The organism is Streptomyces sp. NPDC085481 (assembly GCF_044541845.1).
Lineage (GTDB): Bacteria > Actinomycetota > Actinomycetes > Streptomycetales > Streptomycetaceae > Streptomyces.
Genome location: NZ_JBITTJ010000010.1, coordinates 104,949 through 125,072 on the forward strand (window position 1 = coordinate 104,949; position 20,124 = coordinate 125,072).

Annotated in this window: 17 protein-coding genes; 8 read left to right on the top strand and 9 right to left on the bottom strand. The window is 71.9% G+C overall.

Annotation, left to right across the window (positions count from 1 at the left end; genetic code table 11):
* Window positions 1–59: 59 nt before the first annotated feature.
* Window positions 60–1,760: a methylmalonyl-CoA mutase gene (locus ACIGEZ_RS21675; RefSeq protein ID WP_399833433.1), complete on the top strand. Its 1,701-nt coding sequence runs from the start codon at window positions 60–62 to the stop codon at window positions 1,758–1,760.
* A 21-nt stretch (window positions 1,761–1,781) separates the two neighbouring features.
* Here the strand turns inward: ACIGEZ_RS21675 and ACIGEZ_RS21680 are convergent, their stop codons facing one another.
* Entirely contained in the window at window positions 1,782–2,822 is a 1,041-nt protein-coding gene (locus ACIGEZ_RS21680; protein ID WP_399833435.1) for a GlxA family transcriptional regulator, read from the bottom strand.
* Between the two features lie 52 nt (window positions 2,823–2,874).
* On the opposite strand from ACIGEZ_RS21680, the gene ACIGEZ_RS21685 reads away from it, so the two are divergent.
* Entirely contained in the window at window positions 2,875–3,270 is a 396-nt protein-coding gene (locus ACIGEZ_RS21685) for a cupin domain-containing protein (protein ID WP_399833437.1), read from the top strand.
* 39 nt (window positions 3,271–3,309) lie between these two features.
* Here the strand turns inward: ACIGEZ_RS21685 and ACIGEZ_RS21690 are convergent, their stop codons facing one another.
* On the bottom strand, window positions 3,310–3,936 hold the full coding sequence (locus ACIGEZ_RS21690; protein ID WP_399833439.1) for a TetR/AcrR family transcriptional regulator: 627 nt from the start codon (window positions 3,934–3,936) through the stop codon (window positions 3,310–3,312).
* 264 nt (window positions 3,937–4,200) lie between these two features.
* On the opposite strand from ACIGEZ_RS21690, the gene ACIGEZ_RS21695 reads away from it, so the two are divergent.
* The 4 genes from ACIGEZ_RS21695 (at window position 4,201) to ACIGEZ_RS21710 (ending at window position 8,425) form a co-directional block, all read left to right on the top strand.
* Window positions 4,201–5,166, top strand: a complete 966-nt coding sequence (locus ACIGEZ_RS21695; RefSeq protein WP_399833441.1) for a tetratricopeptide repeat protein — start codon at window positions 4,201–4,203, stop codon at window positions 5,164–5,166.
* A gap of 592 nt (window positions 5,167–5,758) precedes the next feature.
* Window positions 5,759–6,412, top strand: a complete 654-nt coding sequence (locus ACIGEZ_RS21700; RefSeq protein ID WP_399833443.1) for a DUF6230 family protein — start codon at window positions 5,759–5,761, stop codon at window positions 6,410–6,412.
* Window positions 6,413–6,537: 125 nt separating this feature from the next.
* Window positions 6,538–7,122 (top strand): DUF6114 domain-containing protein, encoded by a 585-nt coding sequence (locus ACIGEZ_RS21705; RefSeq protein WP_399833445.1) that lies wholly within the window; start codon window positions 6,538–6,540, stop codon window positions 7,120–7,122.
* The gene (locus ACIGEZ_RS21710; protein WP_399833447.1) at window positions 7,112–8,425 is read left to right on the top strand and encodes a hypothetical protein; all 1,314 of its coding nucleotides are present in this window, start codon (window positions 7,112–7,114) and stop codon (window positions 8,423–8,425) included. Before ACIGEZ_RS21705 ends, ACIGEZ_RS21710 begins: the two co-directional genes overlap by 11 nt.
* Before the next feature lie 94 nt (window positions 8,426–8,519).
* On the opposite strand, the gene pyk is transcribed toward ACIGEZ_RS21710, so the two are convergent.
* The 3 genes from pyk to pta form a co-directional block, all read right to left on the bottom strand.
* Window positions 8,520–9,950 (bottom strand): pyruvate kinase, encoded by a 1,431-nt coding sequence (gene pyk, locus ACIGEZ_RS21715; RefSeq protein ID WP_399833449.1) that lies wholly within the window; start codon window positions 9,948–9,950, stop codon window positions 8,520–8,522.
* Between the two features lie 112 nt (window positions 9,951–10,062).
* Window positions 10,063–11,283 (bottom strand): acetate kinase, encoded by a 1,221-nt coding sequence (locus ACIGEZ_RS21720; RefSeq protein ID WP_399833451.1) that lies wholly within the window; start codon window positions 11,281–11,283, stop codon window positions 10,063–10,065.
* Entirely contained in the window at window positions 11,280–13,373 is a 2,094-nt protein-coding gene (pta, locus tag ACIGEZ_RS21725) for a phosphate acetyltransferase (protein ID WP_399833453.1), read from the bottom strand. The genes ACIGEZ_RS21720 and pta overlap by 4 nt, the downstream gene beginning before the upstream one ends.
* A gap of 288 nt (window positions 13,374–13,661) precedes the next feature.
* Here pta and ACIGEZ_RS21730 point away from each other — a divergent pair, with 288 nt between their 5' ends.
* Window positions 13,662–14,687 carry an ATP-dependent 6-phosphofructokinase gene (locus tag ACIGEZ_RS21730; RefSeq protein WP_399833455.1) on the top strand — a complete coding sequence of 342 codons (1,026 nt, stop codon included), beginning with the start codon at window positions 13,662–13,664 and terminating at the stop codon, window positions 14,685–14,687.
* Window positions 14,688–14,877: 190 nt separating this feature from the next.
* Window positions 14,878–15,936 carry a helix-turn-helix domain-containing protein gene (locus tag ACIGEZ_RS21735; protein ID WP_399833457.1) on the top strand — a complete coding sequence of 353 codons (1,059 nt, stop codon included), beginning with the start codon at window positions 14,878–14,880 and terminating at the stop codon, window positions 15,934–15,936.
* 4 nt (window positions 15,937–15,940) lie between these two features.
* Here the strand turns inward: ACIGEZ_RS21735 and ACIGEZ_RS21740 are convergent, their stop codons facing one another.
* From ACIGEZ_RS21740 to ACIGEZ_RS21755, 4 genes are all read right to left on the bottom strand, one after another.
* Entirely contained in the window at window positions 15,941–16,681 is a 741-nt protein-coding gene (locus tag ACIGEZ_RS21740) for a tyrosine-protein phosphatase (RefSeq protein WP_399833459.1), read from the bottom strand.
* Window positions 16,682–16,703: 22 nt separating this feature from the next.
* Window positions 16,704–17,312: a helix-turn-helix domain-containing protein gene (locus tag ACIGEZ_RS21745; RefSeq protein ID WP_399833741.1), complete on the bottom strand. Its 609-nt coding sequence runs from the start codon at window positions 17,310–17,312 to the stop codon at window positions 16,704–16,706.
* A 145-nt stretch (window positions 17,313–17,457) separates the two neighbouring features.
* Complete coding sequence (locus tag ACIGEZ_RS21750) at window positions 17,458–18,177, bottom strand: response regulator (protein ID WP_399833461.1); 720 nt, start codon at window positions 18,175–18,177, stop codon at window positions 17,458–17,460.
* Complete coding sequence (locus tag ACIGEZ_RS21755) at window positions 18,174–20,039, bottom strand: ATP-binding protein (protein WP_399833463.1); 1,866 nt, start codon at window positions 20,037–20,039, stop codon at window positions 18,174–18,176. Before ACIGEZ_RS21755 ends, ACIGEZ_RS21750 begins: the two co-directional genes overlap by 4 nt.
* Between the last annotated feature and the right edge of the window lie 85 nt (window positions 20,040–20,124).

Below are 20,124 nucleotides of genomic sequence, written 5' to 3' on the forward strand. Positions count from 1 at the left end.
CACAGATGTGCGGGGGTTTGCCATCGACATTTACTAGGACGTCCTAGTAAATTCGAAGCATGGACGCTGACGCCATCGAGGAAGGCCGCCGTCGCTGGCAGGCCCGTTACGACAAGGCCCGCAAGCGCGACGCCGACTTCACCACGCTCTCCGGGGACCCGGTGGAGCCCGTCTACGGGCCCCGCCCCGGCGACGCCTACGAGGGGTTCGAGCGCATCGGCTGGCCCGGTGAGTACCCCTTCACCCGTGGCCTGCACCCGACCGGATACCGCGGCCGGACCTGGACCATCCGCCAGTTCGCCGGCTTCGGCAACGCCGAGCAGACCAACGAGCGCTACAAGATGATCCTGGCCGCCGGCGGCGGCGGGCTCTCGGTCGCCTTCGACATGCCGACCCTCATGGGCCGCGACTCCGACGACCCGCGCTCGCTCGGCGAGGTCGGCCACTGCGGTGTCGCCATCGACTCCGCCGCCGACATGGAGGTCCTGTTCAAGGACATCCCGCTCGGCGACGTCACCACGTCCATGACCATCTCCGGCCCGGCCGTCCCGGTCTTCTGCATGTACCTGGTCGCCGCCGAGCGCCAGGGCGTCGACCCCGCCGTCCTCAACGGCACGCTGCAGACCGACATCTTCAAGGAGTACATCGCGCAGAAGGAGTGGCTCTTCCAGCCCGAGCCGCACCTGCGCCTGATCGGCGACCTGATGGAGCACTGCGCGGCGGGCATCCCCGCGTACAAGCCGCTCTCGGTCTCCGGCTACCACATCCGCGAGGCCGGCGCGACGGCCGCGCAGGAGCTCGCGTACACCCTCGCGGACGGCTTCGGCTACGTGGAGCTCGGCCTCTCCCGCGGCCTGGACGTCGACGTCTTCGCGCCCGGTCTCTCCTTCTTTTTCGACGCGCACCTCGACTTCTTCGAGGAGATCGCCAAGTTCCGCGCCGCCCGCCGGATCTGGGCCCGCTGGATGAAGGAGGTCTACGGCGCCAAGACCGACAAGGCGCAGTGGCTCCGCTTCCACACCCAGACCGCCGGTGTCTCGCTCACCGCGCAGCAGCCGTACAACAACGTCGTCCGCACCGCGGTCGAGGCCCTCGCGGCCGTCCTCGGCGGCACCAACTCGCTGCACACCAACGCCCTCGACGAGACCCTCGCCCTGCCCAGCGAGCAGGCCGCCGAGATCGCCCTGCGCACCCAGCAGGTGCTCATGGAGGAGACCGGCGTGGCCAACGTGGCCGACCCGCTGGGCGGCTCCTGGTTCATCGAGCAGCTCACCGACCGGATCGAGGCCGACGCCGAGAAGATCTTCGACCAGATCAAGGAGCGCGGCCGCCGGGCCCACCCGGACGGGCAGCACCCGATCGGTCCGATCACCTCCGGCATCCTGCGCGGGATCGAGGACGGCTGGTTCACCGGCGAGATCGCCGAGTCCGCGTTCCAGTACCAGCAGTCCCTGGAGAAGGGCGACAAGCGGGTCGTCGGCGTCAACGTGCACCACGGCTCGGTCACCGGCGACCTGGAGATCCTGCGGGTCAGCCACGAGGTCGAGTGGGAGCAGGTCCGGGTGCTCGGCGAGCGCAAGGGCCGCCGCGACGACGCGAAGGTCAAGGCCTGCCTGGACGCGATGCTGGCCGCGGCCCGGGACGGCTCCAACATGATCGGCCCGATGCTGGACGCCGTACGGGCGGAGGCCACGCTCGGCGAGATCTGCGACGTGCTGCGCGACGAGTGGGGCATCTACACGGAGCCCGCCGGCTTCTAGCCGCCCGCACGTCCCCAGGTGTCAGGGCGCCCCCGCACGCTTGGCGCGGGGGCGCCCTGCCCGCGTCCCGGGGTCCGGGGCCGGGCCGAACCGCCGCTTGTACGCCGACGGAGTGATGCCGGTCTTACGGCGCATCAGCGTGCGCAGATGGGCCGCGGTACCGATCCCGCTGCGCCGCGCGACCACCTCGAAACGGGACTCGCCTCGCTCGATCAGCCGGCAGGCCAGGGCGAGTCGTTCCCCCGTGAGCCAGGCCAACGGAGTCGTGCCCAGTTGCGCCCGGAACCGGCGATGCAGCGTCGCCGGACTGACCGCCGCACGCGCCGCGAGGTCGGACACCGTGAGCGGTGAGTCCAGCCGTTCCTGGGCCCAGGCCAGGACAGGCGCCAGGGACTCGTCCGGCAGGTCGGGCATGGGGCGCTCCACGAACTGCCGCTGCCCACCGTCCCGGTGCGCCGCGAAGACCAGCCGCCGGCTCACCGCGTTGGCGATCTCCGCGCCGTGGTCGCGTCGGACCACATGCAAGCCGAGATCGAGCGCGGCCGCGCTCCCCGCGGCGGTGAGGATGTCACCGTCGTCCACGAACAGCACGTCCGATTCGAGCCGGACAGCGGGGAAGCGGGCCCGGAAGGAATCCGCCCACTGCCAGTGCGCGGTGGCCCGGCGCCCGTCGAGGACCCCGGCCTCGGCCAGTGTGAAGGCGCCGCTGCAGAAGCCGACCAGGCGCGCGCCGCGTGCGTGCGCCCTCCGGACGGCATCGAGCACGGCGGGACGGCGGGGCACCTCGATGTCCGGGCGGTTGGGGACGATCAGGGTGTCCGCCTCGTCGGCCGCTTCCAGACCGGCGACACCCGCGAGCGTGAAGAATCCGTCGCGCATCAGGGTGCGGGGCTCGGGGGAGCAGAGCATGAAGTCGTAGAGATCACGGCCGATCTCCGGTCTGCGCAGACCGAAGACCTCGGTCGCGCAGCCGAGCTCGAAGGGGTTCGAGTTGTCGTCCACGATCACGACGACCCGGTGTACGCCCGCCGCGTGAACCGAGTGCGAGGATTCTTTCGTCATGTGCGATTCCTAGCACTCACGGCGTCCGGGCGAAACGGCCCAGGATGAGCCCATGAGCAGCGAACCCATCCCCCTCGGCAAGGCACTTGCCTCCTTCGACGCCCTGTGGAGCCCCCGCATCGTCACGCGCGTCAACGACTACGACGTCCGGATCGCCAAGGTCGAGGGCGAACACGTCTGGCACGCCCACGACGACACCGACGAGTTCTTCCTGGTGCTCGACGGCGAGCTGCACATCTCCTTGCGCGAGGCCGACGGGGAGCGCACGGTCCTGCTGCCACGGGGGGCGGTCTTCACCGTCCCCCGGGGCACCGAGCACAAGCCGTACGCTCCGTCCGGCGCCGCGATCCTCATGTTCGAGCCCACCGGGACACCGACCGTGGGCGATCGTCACGACGAGATCCCGGACCACGTGGACGCGACGACCGGGCACGCGCTCGGCACCTGAGCCGGCGGGGCTTCGGGCGTGCGCCCCTTCCCCTGGCGTCTACAGTTCGGCCGCCGCCGCGATGCCGCCGAGCAGCAGTGCCGTGAGCCGCTGCACCCATGCCGTGTCCACCGGCTCCGCGCTCACCAGGGCGCGGTGCACCACCGCGCCCGCGACCACGTCGAAGATGAGGTCGTCGATGGCCTCGACGGTCGCCGGGTCGCGCCGCTCCGGGAGCTCGCCGCGCTCCTGGGCGCGCTGCCGGCCCTCCAGGACGAGGCGCTTCTGGCGGTCCACGATCGAGGCGCGGATGCGTTGGCGCAGCGGCTCGTCGCGGGTGGACTCGGCGACCACCGCCATGAGGGCGGTCTTGGTCTCGGGCCGTTCGAGGAGCGCGGCGAACTGCAGGACCACGTTCTCGATGTCGGCCCGGAGGGAACCCATGTCGGGCAGTTCGAGTTCGTCGAAGAGGACGGCGACGGCGTCGACGACGAGCTCGTTCTTGTTGCCCCAGCGCCGGTAGAGGGTGGTCTTGGCCACTCCCGCCCGGGTCGCGACGTCGCCCATGGTCAGCTTGGACCAGCCCAGCTCCACCAGGGCCGCGCGGGTCGCCTCCAGGATGGCCGTGTCGGCCTCGGCGGAACGCGGTCGTCCGGTTCGGGTTCGGGAGCTGGTGCGCTTACACATGGACGTCGACCATACCCGCCGGTAGGTATTGCGCCAGGGGCCGGTGATGTGAGGCAGTTCACCACGTGACTCTCCCCGCGTCCGGGGCTATCCAGTTACGCTACGACCTGTAGCGAAAGGCTTTGAGCGGTCTCCTCGCGACAACCACCGGCGCCGGGTGGGGACCCGGCGCAGACGAACAGGTAACCGTGTCGTCCCACCCGCGGACGGCACGGTTCAGCCATGGCTTACCGGTTACGTGCGCGGAAGGGGGAGGATGTACTCATGCAGCCCCGAAACATGTCCATGAGCGGCGTCGTCGACCTCGCCGCGGTGAAGGCGGCCGGCGAGGCCAAGGCGAAGGCGGAGCAGGCGCGCGCCGAGTCCGCCCGGCAGGGCGGGACGCCGGCCGTCGCCCCCTCCGCCCTGGTGATCGACGTCGACGAGGCGGGCTTCGAGCGCGATGTGCTCCAGCGCTCCGCCGAGGTCCCGGTCGTCATCGACTTCTGGGCCGAGTGGTGTGAGCCGTGCAAGCAGCTCGGCCCGCTTCTGGAGCGGCTCGCCGTCGAGTACAGCGGCCGCTTCCTGCTCGCCCGGGTCGACGTCGACGCCAACCAGATGCTGATGCAGCAGTTCGGCATCCAGGGAATTCCGGCCGTTTTCGCGGTCGTCGCCGGTCAGGCGCTGCCCCTCTTCCAGGGCGCGGCCCCCGAGGCGCAGATCCGCCAGACCCTCGACCAGCTGGTCCAGGTCGCCGAGGAGCGCTTCGGCCTCACCGGTATCCCGGTGGACCCGGACGCCGCGCAGGGCGAACCGGCCGAGGTGCCGGCCGGCCCGTACGACGCGCTGCTGGAGGCCGCCATGTCCGCGCTCGACGCGGGCGACATGGCCGGTGCCGTCCAGGCGTACAAGAACGTGCTCGCGGACGACCCGGGTCACCCGGAGGCCAAGCTGGGGCTCGCCCAGGCCGAGCTGCTCGCCCGGGTGCAGTCGCTCGACCCGGCCGAGGTGCGCAAGAACGCGGCCGACAACCCGGCCGACGTCACCGCGCAGATCGCCGCCGCCGACCTCGATCTGGTGGGCGGTCACGTCCAGGACGCCTTCGGCCGGCTCATCGACGCCGTGCGCCGCACGGCGGGCGAGGACCGGGACGCGGCGCGGGTCCGGCTGCTCGAGCTGTTCGAGGTGATCGGCTCCGACGACCCGCGGGTGACGGCGGCCCGGCAGGCCCTGGCGAGCGCCCTGTTCTGAGCCGTACGCCGGGCCCCGCACGGGGACGATTTGGCGACACGGTGACATTCGGCGGCCGCGCTTTACCAAAACTTGGTAATCGCGGCCGCTGTTACTTGCAGTAAATCGAACCTGGATTTCTGTCCGGATTTCTCCAGCCTCATCATCCTTTGTGGCATCACGCGGCGGCACCCTGCGTTGCCGTCCGGTACCGGCCTGTCGTGCCGTGGTTATCAGGCCGTTACTAGCCAGTAACGAACCCCCTTGTGCGGGCGCCCGTAATGGACCACGATCGGCGACGCTCGGTCCGATACCGCACCAGCCCCGGCAACCGCCGGCTGCGCGCGGCGAGGGTCCCCACCGGGCGGGCCGGCGGCACTGTCGCCGGTCGTGGACAGGGGGGTTCCTGCCCTCACCGGCAGGGCCTGTCCAATCCGGCCGCGCGCACGGCGTGGCCAGTGGTTGTCGCTCGGGGGTGATCGCCGGTGATTCGGACGCGCGTCGTGCCGCCTGAGCCCTCGGCGCTCTCCTTCCCGAGGACGTAGCACTTCTCCCATCCCAGGACGGGCCCTGGGCCCATCCGGAGATGTACGTCCGAGAAGGAGGAATTCTCATGAAGTCCCAGGTTCGTGGCGGGACCAGATGGAAGCGGTTCGCCGTCGTCATGGTGCCGAGCGTGGCCGCGACGGCCGCCATCGGTGTCGGCCTGGCCCAGGGCGCGCTCGCCGCGTCGTTCAGCATCTCTGGCCAGGATTTCAAGGTTCGCGCCGACAGCCTCGTCGGTAAGGACTTCGTCCAGTACGGCAGTGTCGACGGTGGCAAGACCCTCGACGGCAAGGACTTCGCGGAGCCGGTCGCCGTGTCCGGCTTCTCCGAGGCCTGGATCACCAACATGTGCCAGTCCGTCGTGACGCCGAACGTCCCGTTCGTCGGCGACGTGACGCTGGTGCTGAAGGCGGGCACGGAGGACAAGAAGCCGGTCTACGCGAAGGGCATCTACCTGGATGTCGCGGAGCTGAAGGCCGACGCCGAGTTCGGCAACATCGACATCGGCGTCGCGGCCGGCGCCCTGCCCAAGTCTCAGGGCAAGCCGGGCATCCAGCCGAACACCAAGGCCAACCCGTACGGCTTCGGCCAGCGGGCCGAGGACGCGAAGCTCACCGACGTCAGGCAGAAGGCGTGGGCGACCACCGCCGCGACCTTCAAGCTGCCGAACCTCGACCTCTCGCTGCACCGTGGCAAGGGCGCCGGGGTCGAGTGCTACTGATGCCGAGGTCCCTCCGGGACTGACGCCTCGGGGTGCGGGGCCGTCGCGTGCGGCCCCCACCCGCTTCGGCAGCCTGCCTTCTTCACCAATCTTTTCAGCAACACCGCTTCCAGGGAGCTGTTTCCATGAGCGCCGAGTCCACTGCTTCCAGCGGAGTCCCCAAGGAGAACCGGTTCAAGGTCTGGCGGCAGACCCGGCCCTTCTGGGCGGGCCTCTTCACCATGATCGGCGGTGTACCGATCGCCTATCTCCCGTACGGGGACATGCGACTCGGCAACATCACGCTCGCCATGCAGACCACGGCCGGAGCCGGTGCCCTGATCATCGGCCTCCTGCTCATCACCCTCGGCCTCACGATGTGGTTCCAGCCCCTCGTCCGGGTCTTCGCCGGCGTCGCGGCGATCGTGCTCGCGCTGGTCTCCATCCCCGTGTCGAACTTCGGCGGTCTGGTCGTCGGCTTCCTCTTCGCCCTCATCGGCGGCGCCATGTCCGCGTCCTGGGCCCCGGCCGCCCCGGCCGATGAGACGGCCGAGGAGGCGGAGGACAACTCCACCGCGGCAGAGGCGGAGACCGAGGCAGGGGCCGGGCCGACCGAGTACGAGCACATGCACGACGGCACCACGCAGCCCGTGATCCCGCAGCAGGGTTCCGAGGCGCCGGTGGCCGGGACGACCATCGATGTCAACGGCGGGAGGAACAGTGCGGGGTGACGAAACACAGTCGGCTGAGACGACGAGAGGCCCGCGCCACGCGGCTCCTCGCAAGTCGCTCCTGAACAAGATCCACGCGCCCGTCGGCAAGGCCATGGCCCTCGCGGCCATGCCCACCGCGGTGATCGTGGGCATGGGTTTCGCCCCCCGGCTCGCCCTCGCCGACGACAAGGTGGACATCCCCTTCGCCCCCGGCCCGTGCGTGACCCGCTCGGACGAGCCGCCGGCCGACGAGACCACCAAGCCGGCCGAGACGAAGAGCCCCGAGCCGACGGCGAGCGCGACCGGGACGGCGAAGCCCGACCCGACGCCGACCGGGACCACCCAGCCCGAACCGACCGCGACGCCCAGCGCCAGCGCCACCGGCGCCACGGCCCAGAAGCAGACGGCCGACCAGCAGACGGCCGAGAAGCCGACCGCGAAGACCGCTCCCGCCCCCACCCCGACGGCGACCAAGTCGGTCAACCCGCTCGACCCGCTGGGGCTCGGCGACGCGCTCAAGGACCTGTTCGACGGGCCGGCCAAGACCACGGCCCCGGCTCCCGCCCCGACCACGTCCACGGCACCCAAGCCGACGGCGACCGGCACCCCGGCCGCCCCGAAGCCGACGACGGCGCCGAAGACCGGCACGACCGGCGGCAAGACCGGCACGACCGGCGGCAAGACCGCCGGCACGGACGGGATCACGGACCAGGCCAAGGCCGCGATCAAGGCCGCCGCCGACAAGGCCGGCGCGACGACCGAGGAGCTGCCGGAGGACGCCAAGGGCCTCGACGCCAAGAAGGACGAGGAGATACCCGAGGGCGCCAAGCCGCGCTTCCCGTGCCCCGAGCCCGACCCGGAGGCGCTCGCCGCCGCCGACCTCGAGCAGGGCCTCCCGCTGCTGCCGGACGAGCCGTGGCGGCTCGAGTCCTCGCTGCTCACGCTGCGCGGCCTCGACTACAAGGGCATCGTCGAGGTGAAGACCGGCAGCGGGAAGATCAAGAAGGTCCTCAAGTTCACCGCGGACGAGGTGGACATCAAGGACCTGCACCAGCTCACGGTCCACTCCGACGGTCTGACCGGCCACGTCCGCTCGGACCAGGGCTCGACGTCCACCATCCGCAGCGGGACGGTGACCATGTACACGGAGGAGCTGAAGGGCAATCTCTTCGGCCTCATCCCGGTCACCTTCAGCCCCGAGACCCCGCCGCCCCTGAACGTGCCGTTCGCCTTCTTCTCCAACGCCAAGGTGAAGCAGGCCGGCCAGTTCGGCGGCACGCTCAAGGTCCCGGGCCTGCGCAACACGATCGAGCCGAGCTGACGCGACAAGGACCCTTCCGGGAGCCGCACACGACGAGGGCCCCCGTCCGATCCGGACGGGGGCCCTCGTCATGCCGTCAGGCCGGCGGCGCGTGTCACTTCTGCTCTGCGCCGCCCAGGTGGTGCACCCGCACCATGTTGGTGGTGCCGGGGACGCCGGGGGGCGAGCCGGCCGTGATGACCATGGTGTCGCCCTCGCTGTAGCGCTGGAGCTTGAGCAGCTCCGCGTCGACGATGTCGACCATCGCGTCCGTGGTCTCCACGAACGGGACGAGGAAGGACTCGACGCCCCAGCTCAGGGTGAGCTGGTTGCGGGTGGACTCGTCCGTGGTGAACGCCAGGATCGGCTGGATCGTGCGGTAGCGCGAGAGCCGGCGGGCGGTGTCACCGGACTGGGTGAAGGCGATCAGCGCCTTGCCGCCCAGGAAGTCGGCGATCTCGCAGGCGGCGCGGGCGACCGAGCCGCCCTGCGTGCGCGGCTTCTTGCCCGGGACGAGCGGCTGCAGGCCCTTGGAGAGCAGCTCCTCCTCGGCCGCGGCGACGATCTTCGACATCGTCTTGACGGTCTCGATCGGGTAGGCGCCGACCGAGGACTCGGCCGAGAGCATGACCGCGTCCGCGCCGTCCAGGATCGCGTTGGCGACGTCGCTCGCCTCGGCGCGCGTGGGGCGCGAGTTGGTGATCATCGACTCCATCATCTGGGTCGCGACGATGACCGGCTTGGCGTTGCGGCGGCACATCTCCACGAGGCGCTTCTGCACCATCGGGACCTTCTCCAGCGGGTACTCCACCGCGAGGTCGCCACGGGCCACCATCACGGCGTCGAAGGCGGCGACCACGTCCGCCATGTTCTCCACCGCCTGCGGCTTCTCCACCTTGGCGATGACCGGGACCCGGCGGCCCTCCTCGTCCATCACCTTGTGGACGTCCTTGACGTCGTCGGCGTTGCGGACGAAGGAGAGGGCGACCATGTCGCAGCCCATCCGGAGCGCGAAGCGGAGGTCCTCGACGTCCTTCTCGGACAGGGCCGGGACGTTGACCGCCGCGCCGGGCAGGTTGATGCCCTTGTGGTCGGAGATGACGCCGCCCTCGATGACGACGGTCTTGACCCGCGGGCCCTCGACCTCGACGACGCGCAGCTCGACGTTGCCGTCGTTGATGAGGACCTGGTCGCCCTTGGACACGTCGCCGGGCAGGCCCTTGTACGTGGTGCCGCAGATGGACTTGTCGCCGGGGACGTCATCGGTGGTGATGGTGAACTCGTCACCGCGCACCAGCTCGACGGGGCCCTCGGCGAAGGTCTCCAGACGGATCTTGGGGCCCTGGAGGTCGGCGAGCACACCGACGGCGCGGCCGGTGTCCGCCACCGCCCTGCGGAGACGGTCGTACCGCTCCTGGTGCTCTGCCTGGGTCCCGTGGCTCATGTTGAATCGGGCCACGTTCATTCCGGCCTCGATGAGAGCCTTCAGCTGCTCATACGAGTCGACGGCGGGGCCCAGCGTGCAGACGATTTTGGAACGGCGCATGAGGCGGATCCTATCGGTTTGTTTCACTGCGGAATATTCCGTCTGGTGGAAAGTACAAATGGGCGGGGTGCCGCTCAGGCGTTCACTTGTTCAAGCGGCCGGCCACACTCGCTCAGACGCGCTGATCGTGCACGAGTTCGTAGCTCTGCCGGGCGATCTCCAGCTCCTCGTCCGTCGGCACCACGGCGACCGCCACCCGCGCGTACGCCGGCGAGATGATCCGGGCCTCGTCGGACCGTACGGCGTTCAGGCCGGCGTCCACCGCCAGGCCCAGCTCCTCCAGGCCGGCGATCGCAGCCTCCCGCACCGGGGCCGCGTTCTCGCCGACCCCGGCCGTGAACGCCACCGCGTCCACCCGGCCGAGCACCGCGTAGTACGCCCCGATGTACTTCTTCAGCCGGTGGACGTAGATGTCGAAGGCGAGCGCCGCCCGCTCGTCGCCCTCGTCGATCCGGCGCCGGATCTCCCGCATGTCGTTGTCGCCGCACAGCCCCACGAGACCGGACTTCTTGTTCAGCAGCGTGTCGATGTCGTCCGCCGACATTCCCGCCACCCGCTTGAGGTGGAAGGTGACCGCCGGGTCGATGTCACCCGAGCGGGTGCCCATGACCAGGCCCTCCAGCGGGGTGAGGCCCATCGAGGTGTCCACGCAGCGGCCGCCCGCCACCGCCGAGGCGGAGGCACCGTTGCCCAGGTGGAGCACGATCACGTTCACCTCCTCCGGCGCCTTGCCGAGCAGCTTCGCCGTCTCCCGCGAGACGTACGCGTGCGAGGTGCCGTGGAAGCCGTACCGGCGGATGCGGTGCGCGTCCGCGGTCTCCACGTCGATCGCGTACCGGGCCGCCGACTCCGGCATCGTCGTGTGGAACGCCGTGTCGAAGACGGCCACCTGCGGCAGGTCCGGGCGCAGCGTCATCGCCGTACGGATGCCGGTGAGGTTCGCCGGGTTGTGCAGCGGGGCGACCGGGACGAGCCGCTCGATCTCGGCGAGCACCTCCTCGTCGATGACCGTCGGCTGGGTGAACCTGAGGCCGCCGTGCACCACCCGGTGGCCGATCGCGGCCAGTTCGGGGGAGTCCAGGCCGAGCCCGTCCGCCGCGAGCTCCCCGGCCACCGCCTTCAGGGCCGCCGCGTGGTCGGCGATGGGGCCGGTCTTCTCGCGCCTCTCCCCGCCGCCACCCTGTAGCGGGGTGTGCACCAGGCGGGAGGTCTCCTCGCCGATCCGCTCGACCAGACCGACGGCGAGCCGGCTGCTGTCGGTCATGTCGAGCAGCTGGTACTTCACCGACGAGGAGCCGGAGTTGAGGACGAGCACACGGGTGGGCGTGGTCATGCGGGGAGCTCCTGACCCTGCGAAGGGACCTGGGACTGGATCGCCGTGATGGCGACGGTGTTGACGATGTCGCTGACGAGCGCGCCGCGCGAGAGGTCGTTCACGGGCTTGCGCAGACCCTGCAGGACCGGGCCGACGGCGATCGCGCCGGCCGAGCGCTGCACGGCCTTGTAGGTGTTGTTGCCGGTGTTGAGGTCCGGGAAGATCAGGACGCTCGCCTGGCCGGCCACCTCCGAGCCGGGCAGCTTGGTCGCCGCCACGGAGGGCTCGACGGCCGCGTCGTACTGGATCGGGCCCTCGATCCGCAGCTCCGGCCGGCTCTCGCGGACCAGCTTGGTCGCCTCGCGCACCTTGTCGACGTCGGCGCCGGAGCCGGAGGTGCCGGTGGAGTACGAGAGCATCGCGATCCGCGGCTCGACGCCGAAGCGGGCGGCGGTGGCGGCGGACTGGACGGCGATGTCGGCCAGCTGCTCGGCGTTCGGGTCCGGGTTGACCGCGCAGTCGCCGTACACGAGCACCTTGTCGGCCAGGCACATGAAGAAGACCGAGGAGACGATGGAAGCGTCCGGCTTGGTCTTGATGATCTCGAAGGCCGGGCGGATCGTCGCGGCCGTGGAGTGCACCGCACCCGAGACCATCCCGTCGGCCAGGCCCTCCTGGACCATCAGCGTGCCGAAGTAGTTCACGTCCGACACCACGTCGTACGCGAGCTCCACGGTGACGCCCTTGTGGGCGCGCAGCTCGGCGTACTTCTCGGCGAAGGAGTCGCGCAGCTCCGAGGTCTGCGGGTCGATCAGCTGGGTGGCGCCCAGGTCGACGCCGAGGTCGGCGGCCTTCTTGCGGATGGCCTCGACGTCGCCGAGCAGCGTCAGGTCGCAGACGTCGCGGCGCAGCAGCACGTCGGCGGCGCGCAGCACCCGCTCCTCGGTGCCCTCGGGCAGTACCACCCGGCGGCGGTCGGCGCGGGCCTGCTCCAGGAGCTCGTGCTCGAACATCATCGGGGTGACCCGGCCGCTGCGGGCGACCGAGATCCGCTTCAGCAGATCGGCCGTGTCCACGTGCCGCTCGAAGAGACCGAGCGCGGTCTCCGCCTTGCGGGGCGTGGCCGCGTTCAACTTCCCTTCGAGGGAGAAGAGTTCGGCGGCCGTGGGGAAGCTGTTGCCGGGTACGGAGACGACCGGTGTGCCGGGCGCGAGGCGGGCGGCCAGGGTCAGGATCTCGTCGGTCGGCCGCTCGTTGAGGGTGAGCACCACGCCGGCGATCGGCGGGGTGCCGGCGGAGTGCGCGGCGAGAGCGCCGACCACCAGGTCGGCCCGGTCCCCGGGGGTGACGACCAGGCAGCCGGGAGTCAGCGCGTTGAGGAAGTTCGGCAGCATCGCGCCGCCGAAGACGAAGTCCAGGGCGTCACGGGCGAGCCCGGCGTCGTCACCGAGGACGACGGAGGCGCCCAGCGCGTGGGTGATCTGGGCGACGGTCGGCGCGGCGAGGGCCGGCTCGTCGGGCAGCACGTAGCAGGGCACGGGGAGCCGGGCGGTCAGCCGCTCGGCGATCGCGGCCCGGTCCTCGCCGGCGACCCGGTTGACGATCATCGCGAGCACGTCGCAGCCGAGCCCGTCGTAGGCCCGGAAGGCGTTGCGGGCCTCGGCCCGTACGGACTCGGCGGGCTGGCCCTTGCCGCCCACCACGGGTATCACCGAGGCGCCGAACTCGTTGGCGAGCCGGGCGTTGAGCGCGAGCTCGTCGGGGAGCTGGGTGGCGGCGAAGTCGGTGCCGAGGACGAGGACGACCTCGTAGTCGCGGGCGACGGCGTGGAAGCGGTCCACGAGCCGGGAGACCAGCTCGTCGGTGCCCCGTTCGGCCTGGAGGGTGGAGGCCTCGTGGTAGTCCATGCCGTAGACGGTCGACGCGTCCTGGGTCAGCCGGTACCGGCTCCGCAGCAGGTCGAACAGGCGATCGGGGCCGTCGTGCACCAGCGGACGGAACACCCCCACGCGGTCCACCTGGCGGGTGAGGAGCTCCATGACTCCCAGCTCGACGACCTGGCGGCCGTCCCCGCGGTCGATCCCGGTCACGTACACGCTGCGCGTCACGCCGTGGTCTCCTGTCCGATGCCCGGATGCTCGTCAACCGAGTGTGTTCGAAATGCACCAATATGATGGCAGTGCCCTCTTGACAATACCCTTGTGGGTGGATACGACGCCCGCCAGACCAAGGGCCTGAACGAGGCCCGGCCGAAGGGCCCGGACCGGTGGGACCAAGGGCCCCGCAAGGCCCTCCGGCGCCGGATGCGCGGAGCAGCGCGAGCGCGGCGGCGCCTCCGGACGTGTGAGAATCGACGCGGCTCACACGTACCACTACCGAGCAGGAGACAGAGCACGATGCGCATCGGAGTTCTCACCGCAGGCGGCGACTGTCCGGGCCTGAACGCAGTGATCCGGTCGGTCGTGCACCGAGCCGTGACGCACTACGGCGATGAGGTCATCGGCTTCGAGGACGGCTACGCGGGCCTGCTCGACGGGCGTTACCGCCCCCTGGACCTGAACGCCGTCAGCGGCATCCTGGCCCGTGGCGGCACGATCCTCGGTTCGTCGCGGCTGGAGCGCGCACGGTTCCGCGCCGCCTGTGACAACGCCAAGGAACTGATCGAGAAGAGCGGCTTCGACGCGCTCGTCCCGATCGGCGGTGAGGGCACGCTGACCGCGGCCCGGATGCTGTCGGAGGCGGGCGTGCCGGTCGTCGGCGTCCCGAAGACCATCGACAACGACATCTCCTCCACCGACCGCACCTTCGGCTTCGACACCGCCGTCGGCGTCGCCACCGAGGCCATGGACCGGCTCAAGACCACCGCCGAGTCGCACCAGCGCGTGATGGTCGTCGAGGTCATGGGCCGGCACGCCGGCTGGATCGCCCTGGAGTCCGGCATGGCCGGCGGCGCCCACGGCATCTGCCTGCCCGAGCGCCCCTTCGACCCGGCCGACCTGGTCAAGATGGTCGAGGAACGCTTCGCCCGCGGCAAGAAGTTCGCCGTCATCTGCGTCGCCGAGGGCGCCCACCCCGCCGAGGGCACGATGAACTACCTCAAGGGCGAGATCGACCAGTTCGGCCACGAACGCTTCCAGGGCATCGGCACCGCCCTCGCCTACGAGCTCGAGCGTCGCCTCGGCAAGGAGGCCCGCCCGGTCATCCTCGGCCACGTCCAGCGCGGCGGCACCCCGACGGCGTACGACCGCGTGCTCGCCACCCGCTTCGGCTGGCACGCGGTGGAGGCCGTGCACCGCGGCGACTTCGGCAGGATGACCGCGCTGCGTGGCACGGACATCCGGATGGTCCCGCTGGCCGAGGCCGTCACCCGGCTCAAGACCGTCCCCGCGGACCGTATCCGCGAGGCCGAGTCGGTCTTCTGACCCGTCGTCACGAGTCGCGGCCTCCGTCCCGGCCTGTCCCGGACACCCCGCGGCCCCGATCGTCCCCCCGTGGACGATCGGGGCCGAATCCATGCTTGAGCTCCCCGCCGCGATCAACAAGGCTTGGGCCTGTCCCGGACATGTCCCAACCCCGTCCGGGCGCCCGGCCCGACGGAGGGAGCACCGCGCCATGACCACGGGGGAGACGCCTCCCGACCCCAGGGAGGCACGCAACCCGGCCGAGTTCATCGCGCGGCTCACCGCCCTGAAGGACTGGTCCGGCCTCACCTACCGCGAGCTCTCCGCCCGCGCCGACGCGCTGGGCGACGTGCTGCCCCGCTCGACCGTCGCCAACATGCTGGCCCGCACCACCGTCCCCCGCGAGGAGCTGCTCAGCTCCTTCGTGCGCGCCTGCGGGGTCGGGCCGCGGGAGGCGGAGGACTGGCAGGCGGTACGCAAGGAGCTCGCGGCACGGGGGGTGTACGCGGCGCAGGGCGAGCCGGCGGCGGCCGCGGCGGATCAGGCGGCGACCGTGGCGGAGCCCGCGGCCGGGCAGCCGGTCGCCGGGGAGACGCCCGCCTGGCCCGCCGCGGGCGCCGCGGGCGCCGCGGGGGACACGCAGGAGCCGTCCCCCGCCCGCTCGCCCGAGCCGCGCTCCGGCTGGCGCCGCACCCTCGTCGGTGCCGTCGCCCTGGCAGGCCTGGCCATCACCACCGTCACCGTGGTCGCCTTCGTAGGGGAGGACGGCAGGCCCGCCGACGGCCGGCCCCGCCCCCCGGTGCTGACCGCGCCCGCCGAGGGCCCCGTCGCGATCCGGGTGATCGGCTCGGACCTCTGCCTGGGTGAACGGCGGGGCGGCAGGAGCGGCCAGGTCCACCAGCGCGCCTGCGCCGGCGCCGACGTGCCCCGCTACGAGCTGAAGTCGCTCGGCGGCGGCCGGTGGAGGATCGTCTCCCACCACCCCGACTACGGCCCCGGCTGCTCCGGGATCCCGTCCGGCGGCCGGATACCCGACGCCGCACTCGAGGACTCCGAGTGCGGCGACCCGACCCGGGTCGAACGCTTCACCCTGGAGCCGCACGGCACCCCGGTCACCGGCTACCGCATCGTCCCGGCCGGCTCACGGACCCCCGGCACGTGCGTCACCGTCCTCGGCGACCGCGCGGCCGAGTGGTCCCGGCTCGCCCAGGCGCCGTGTACCGCGGACGCCGGGGGCCAGCTCTTCAGCTTCGACCGGCGGTCCGGCTGAGCGCTCAGCGCTCGACCAGCCGGTCCCGCAGCGCCGCCACCACCGACGGGTCCACGCCGACATGCCCGGTGGCGTACGCGTACACGGAGCCGTACTCCGCGCGCAGGTCCGCGAGGACGAGGCGCATGATCTCGGCAGGCGCCCGCCCGTACCCCGGCCAGCGCAGCTCGCGGTCCGGGTGCGCGGCCTTCCAGTCGGCGATCAGCCGCTCGGTGGCCAGCTCGGTGAGGGCGAAGTCGTCGAGGATCTGCTCGTCCGAAACGTCGAGCAGCCCGAGCACGAGCGCCGCGAGCAGCCCCGTACGGTCCTTGCCCGACGCGCAGTGGAAGACCAGCGGCCCCTCGGCCGACGCGATGATCTCCAGGGCCTCGCGCAGTTCGGCCGCGCCGTCGGCGGCGACCTCGGCGAAGCGGTCGGCGAGATAGCGCCAGGGGTCGAGCGCGGGATCGATCTCGGCCTGGTCGTAGGGCCGGTGCTCGATGCTCAGGTTGTGCCAGCGCTGCGGCTCGCCCTCGGGGTGGCGGCCCTTGGCCGCGATCTCCCAGGGGTAGCGCAGGTCGATCACGGTGGCCACGTTCAGCTCCCGGAAGCGCTCCAGATCGGTGCGCGCGTCGGGGCCCGCGAGCTTGGCGAGGGAATCGGAGCGGTAGAGGGTCTCCCACCGCACGGTCCCGCCGTCGGCGGTCCGATAGCCGCCCAGGTCACGGAAGTTGTGAAGCCGTTCGAAAGCTATGTGTCGTGTCACGGCGCCACTGTACGGGGCCGGTTCACGGGCCGATGGCCGCCCAGAAATGGTCCGTGATCTCGTCCAGGTACGCGCGGCCCGTGTCGCCCGTCGCGCCCGAGGCGCCCCAGCTGCTCGTGGCGGCCATCCGGGCGTGGTAGTCGGTGTGCAGGCGCTGGAGTGCGTCCTCCATGGCCCGCTTGGGCAGCGGCAGCAGCTTCAGCACGGGTTTCACATAGGCCTGCCAGCGGGTGGTCGCCGCGTCGCGCAGCAGCTCCGCCAGTTTCTCGTCGCCACCGGTCGCGGTGAGCAGCGCGCGCGGGCCGAGGCCGAGGGTCTCGGCGAGGGCGGCGGTCTGGCGGTCCGTACCGCGCCAGCGGCCCGACTCCTCCATCCGCAGGTACGCGGCGGGGTCGAGGCCCACCCGCCGGGCCAGGTCCTCCGCGGCGAGGCCCCTGGCCATCCGGTGTTCGCGCAGCGTGGAGGCGGCGGCGAGGAGTTCGGCGGGGGAACACCACAGCACGCCGGCCAGAGCGGTCAGCTCCTGCGAGGTGGGGGCGAACCGGCCGCGTTCCCAGCCGACGACGGTGTCGGGGGTGATGTGGAGGCCGTACTGGGCCCGCAGGCCGTAGGCGACATGACCGGGGGCCATGCCGAGGCCCTCGCGCAGACGGCGGGCGGCGAGGGCGTTGAAGGGTGGGGAGGGTTGGTGCACCCTGCCACGGTAGGAGGCGACCGTGACGGCTGGCTACGGTGCGTTCACCCAACGCTTATGGTCGTAGGAACATGGGAACCGATCAGTAGCTCCGGGTGGTGCCGGTGGTCCCGCCCGTCGAGCCGAGCCACCGGTACTGCAGCTCGGGGCGCCCGATCTGGCCGTACTGCGGGGCCCTGGCCGCCCGGCCCTCCGTCACCAGATGCTCCAGATAGCGGCGCGCGGTGATCCGCGAGATGCCCACGGCCGCGCCGGCCTCCGCCGCCGTCAGCCCCTCGGCGGCGCCCCGCAAAGTGCGGGTCACCGCCTCCAGGGTGGGGGCGCTCAGGCCCTTCGGCAGAGAGGCGGGCTGCGGGGTACGCAGGGTCGCGAGCGCCCGGTCCACCTCGTCCTGCCCGGACGCCTCGCCCGCCGTGGCCCGGAACTCGGCATAGCGGGCGAGCCGGTCCCGCAGCGTGGCGAAGGTGAACGGCTTCAGGACGTACTGGACGACACCGAGGGAGACGCCCTCCCGGACGATCGCGAGATCACGGGCGGAGGTCACGGCGATCACGTCCGCCGAGTGCCCGGCGGCACGCAGCGCCCGCAGCAGCTGCAGCCCGTGCCCGTCGGGCAGGTACAGGTCGAGCAGGATCAGATCGACCGGCGTCCGGTCGAGCACCCGCACGGCCGCGGCCCGCGAGTGCGCGACCCCGACCACCGTGAACCCGGCGACCCGCCCCGCGTACAGCGCGTGCGCGTCGGCCGCGACCGGGTCGTCCTCGACGACCAGGACCCGGATGCCGTGTGCGGCCGTTCTCATGCGCCCACCTCCGTGGCGGTGCCGTGCGCGGCGGCGCCGGTACGGGCCCGCGGCCCCTCGCCCGCCGCACCGGCCCGCGGCCCCTCGCCCGCCGCACCGGCCCGCGGCTCGTCGCTCTCCGTACCGGCCCGCGGCTCGTCGCTCTCCGTACCGGCCCGCACCTCGTCGCTCTCCGCACCGGCCCGCGGCCGCGCGCCCAGTGGCAGGCGCACCGTGAACTCCGCGCCGCCCAGGTCCGACTCGGTCACCGCCAGCGAGCCGGAGGCGCGGGTGACGGCCTGCTGGACCAGGGCGAGGCCGAGGCCGCGGCCCGGGCCGCGGGTGGACCAGCCGCGGTCCAGGACGGCGGCCCGGTCTTCGTGGCGCACGCCGGGGCCACTGTCGCCGACCCGCAGGAGCAGCTCGTCGTCCCGGGCGAGGGCCGTCACCGTGACTCGGGCGGGCCGGAGGGGAGCGGCGAGGCCGGCGAGGACCTCGTCTCCGCCGGCCTCGCCGGGGGCGTCCGGCGCGCCCGGCGTGCCCGGTGCCTGGCGGCCAGGACCCCCCGCCGCCTCGACGGCGTTGTCGATCAGGTTGCCGAGGACCGTCACCAGGTCACGCGGGGGCAGCGACTCCGGCAGGAGGCCGTCGTCGATGCGGCTGTCGTCGGTCAGGACCAGCTCCACGCCCCGCTCGTTGGCCTGCGCCGCCTTGCCGAGCAGCAGCGCCGCGAGCACCGGCTCGCCCACCGCGCTCACCACCCGGTCGGTCAGCGCCTGGGCCAGTTCCAGCTCGGCCGTGGCGAAGCCGACCGCCTCGTCGACCCGGCCCAGCTCGATCAGCGAGACCACGGTGTGCAGACGGTTCGCCGCCTCGTGGGCCTGCGAGCGCAGCGCCTCGGTGAAGCCCCGCTCGGAGTCCAACTCGCCCGAGAGTGCCTGTAGTTCGGTGCGGTCCCGCAGGGTGACCACGGTGCCCCTGCGCTCTCCGCCCACCACCGGCCGGGTGTTGACCACCAGCACCCGCTCGTCCGTCAGGTGCAGCTCGTCCACCCGCGGCTCCGAGGAGAGCAGCGCCCCGGTCAGCGGCACCGGCAGCCCGAGCTCCGCCGCCGAGCGCCCGACGACGTCCCCGGCCAGGCCGAGCAGCTCCCGCGCCCCGTCGTTGATGAGCGCGATCCGCCGCTGCCCGTCCAGCATCACCAGGCCCTCGTGCACCGCGTGCAGCGCGGCCTCGTGGTAGTCGTGCAGGCGGCTCAGCTCGGTGGCGTTCATGCCCTTGGTGTGCCGCCTGAGCCGGGCGTTGATCACGTACGTGCCGGCGCCGCCCAGTGCCAGGGCCGCCCCCGCCATCCCGAACAGCGCCGTGACCTGCTCGCGTACCTGCTCGCTGATCCGCTCGATGGTGATGCCCGCGCTGACCAGGGCGATGACCCGGCCGTGGTCGACGACCGGCGCGACCGTGCGGACCGAGGGGCCGAGCACGCCCAGATGGATCTCGGAGAAGGTCTCGCCGTGCACCGCCCGGTCGATGTGCCCCAGGTAGGTGCGCCCGATCTGCTCCGGCTCGGGGTGGGTCCACCGGGTCCCGTCCGGCGCCATGATCACCACGAAGGCGATGTCCGAGTGGCTTCGCAGCGACTCCGTATACGGCTGGAGCACCGCCGTCGGGTTCTCGGAGCGGGCCGCCGCCACGACGGCGGGCGACTCGGCGACGGCCGTCGCGGTCGCCTGCGACTGGCGGCGGGCGGTCTCCTCGGCCTGCGCGCGGTCCGTCACGTACGCGAAGACCGCGCATCCCGCCACGACGGCGGCCACCAGCACGACCTGCATCGCGAAGAGCTGGCCGGCGAGGCTGCGGGGCCGGGGGAGGGAGAGGCGCATCCGGCAAGTGTGCCTGGCCCGATTTGCTCCCTCGCACGGCGTGCCCGAATCGTGCCGTGAACGAGACGAAGCGCGGCCGGCGGCC

Excerpts from the sequence above, each read along its gene's own strand:
- ACIGEZ_RS21745 (WP_399833741.1), bottom strand. The coding sequence starts at position 17,312 with ATGGCCCCCGGTCATGTCGCCTACGGCCTGCGGGCCCAGTACGGCCTC.
- ACIGEZ_RS21705 (WP_399833445.1), top strand. The coding sequence starts at position 6,538 with ATGAGCGCCGAGTCCACTGCTTCCAGCGGAGTCCCCAAGGAGAACCGG.
- ACIGEZ_RS21720 (WP_399833451.1), bottom strand. The coding sequence starts at position 11,283 with ATGACCACGCCCACCCGTGTGCTCGTCCTCAACTCCGGCTCCTCGTCG.
- ACIGEZ_RS21675 (WP_399833433.1), top strand. The coding sequence starts at position 60 with ATGGACGCTGACGCCATCGAGGAAGGCCGCCGTCGCTGGCAGGCCCGT.
- ACIGEZ_RS21690 (WP_399833439.1), bottom strand. The coding sequence starts at position 3,936 with ATGTGTAAGCGCACCAGCTCCCGAACCCGAACCGGACGACCGCGTTCC.
- ACIGEZ_RS21685 (WP_399833437.1), top strand. The coding sequence starts at position 2,875 with ATGAGCAGCGAACCCATCCCCCTCGGCAAGGCACTTGCCTCCTTCGAC.
- ACIGEZ_RS21700 (WP_399833443.1), top strand. The coding sequence starts at position 5,759 with ATGAAGTCCCAGGTTCGTGGCGGGACCAGATGGAAGCGGTTCGCCGTC.
- ACIGEZ_RS21755 (WP_399833463.1), bottom strand. The coding sequence starts at position 20,039 with ATGCGCCTCTCCCTCCCCCGGCCCCGCAGCCTCGCCGGCCAGCTCTTC.
- ACIGEZ_RS21680 (WP_399833435.1), bottom strand. The coding sequence starts at position 2,822 with ATGACGAAAGAATCCTCGCACTCGGTTCACGCGGCGGGCGTACACCGG.
- pyk (WP_399833449.1), bottom strand. The coding sequence starts at position 9,950 with ATGCGCCGTTCCAAAATCGTCTGCACGCTGGGCCCCGCCGTCGACTCG.
- ACIGEZ_RS21730 (WP_399833455.1), top strand. The coding sequence starts at position 13,662 with ATGCGCATCGGAGTTCTCACCGCAGGCGGCGACTGTCCGGGCCTGAAC.
- ACIGEZ_RS21750 (WP_399833461.1), bottom strand. The coding sequence starts at position 18,177 with ATGAGAACGGCCGCACACGGCATCCGGGTCCTGGTCGTCGAGGACGAC.
- ACIGEZ_RS21735 (WP_399833457.1), top strand. The coding sequence starts at position 14,878 with ATGACCACGGGGGAGACGCCTCCCGACCCCAGGGAGGCACGCAACCCG.
- ACIGEZ_RS21695 (WP_399833441.1), top strand. The coding sequence starts at position 4,201 with ATGCAGCCCCGAAACATGTCCATGAGCGGCGTCGTCGACCTCGCCGCG.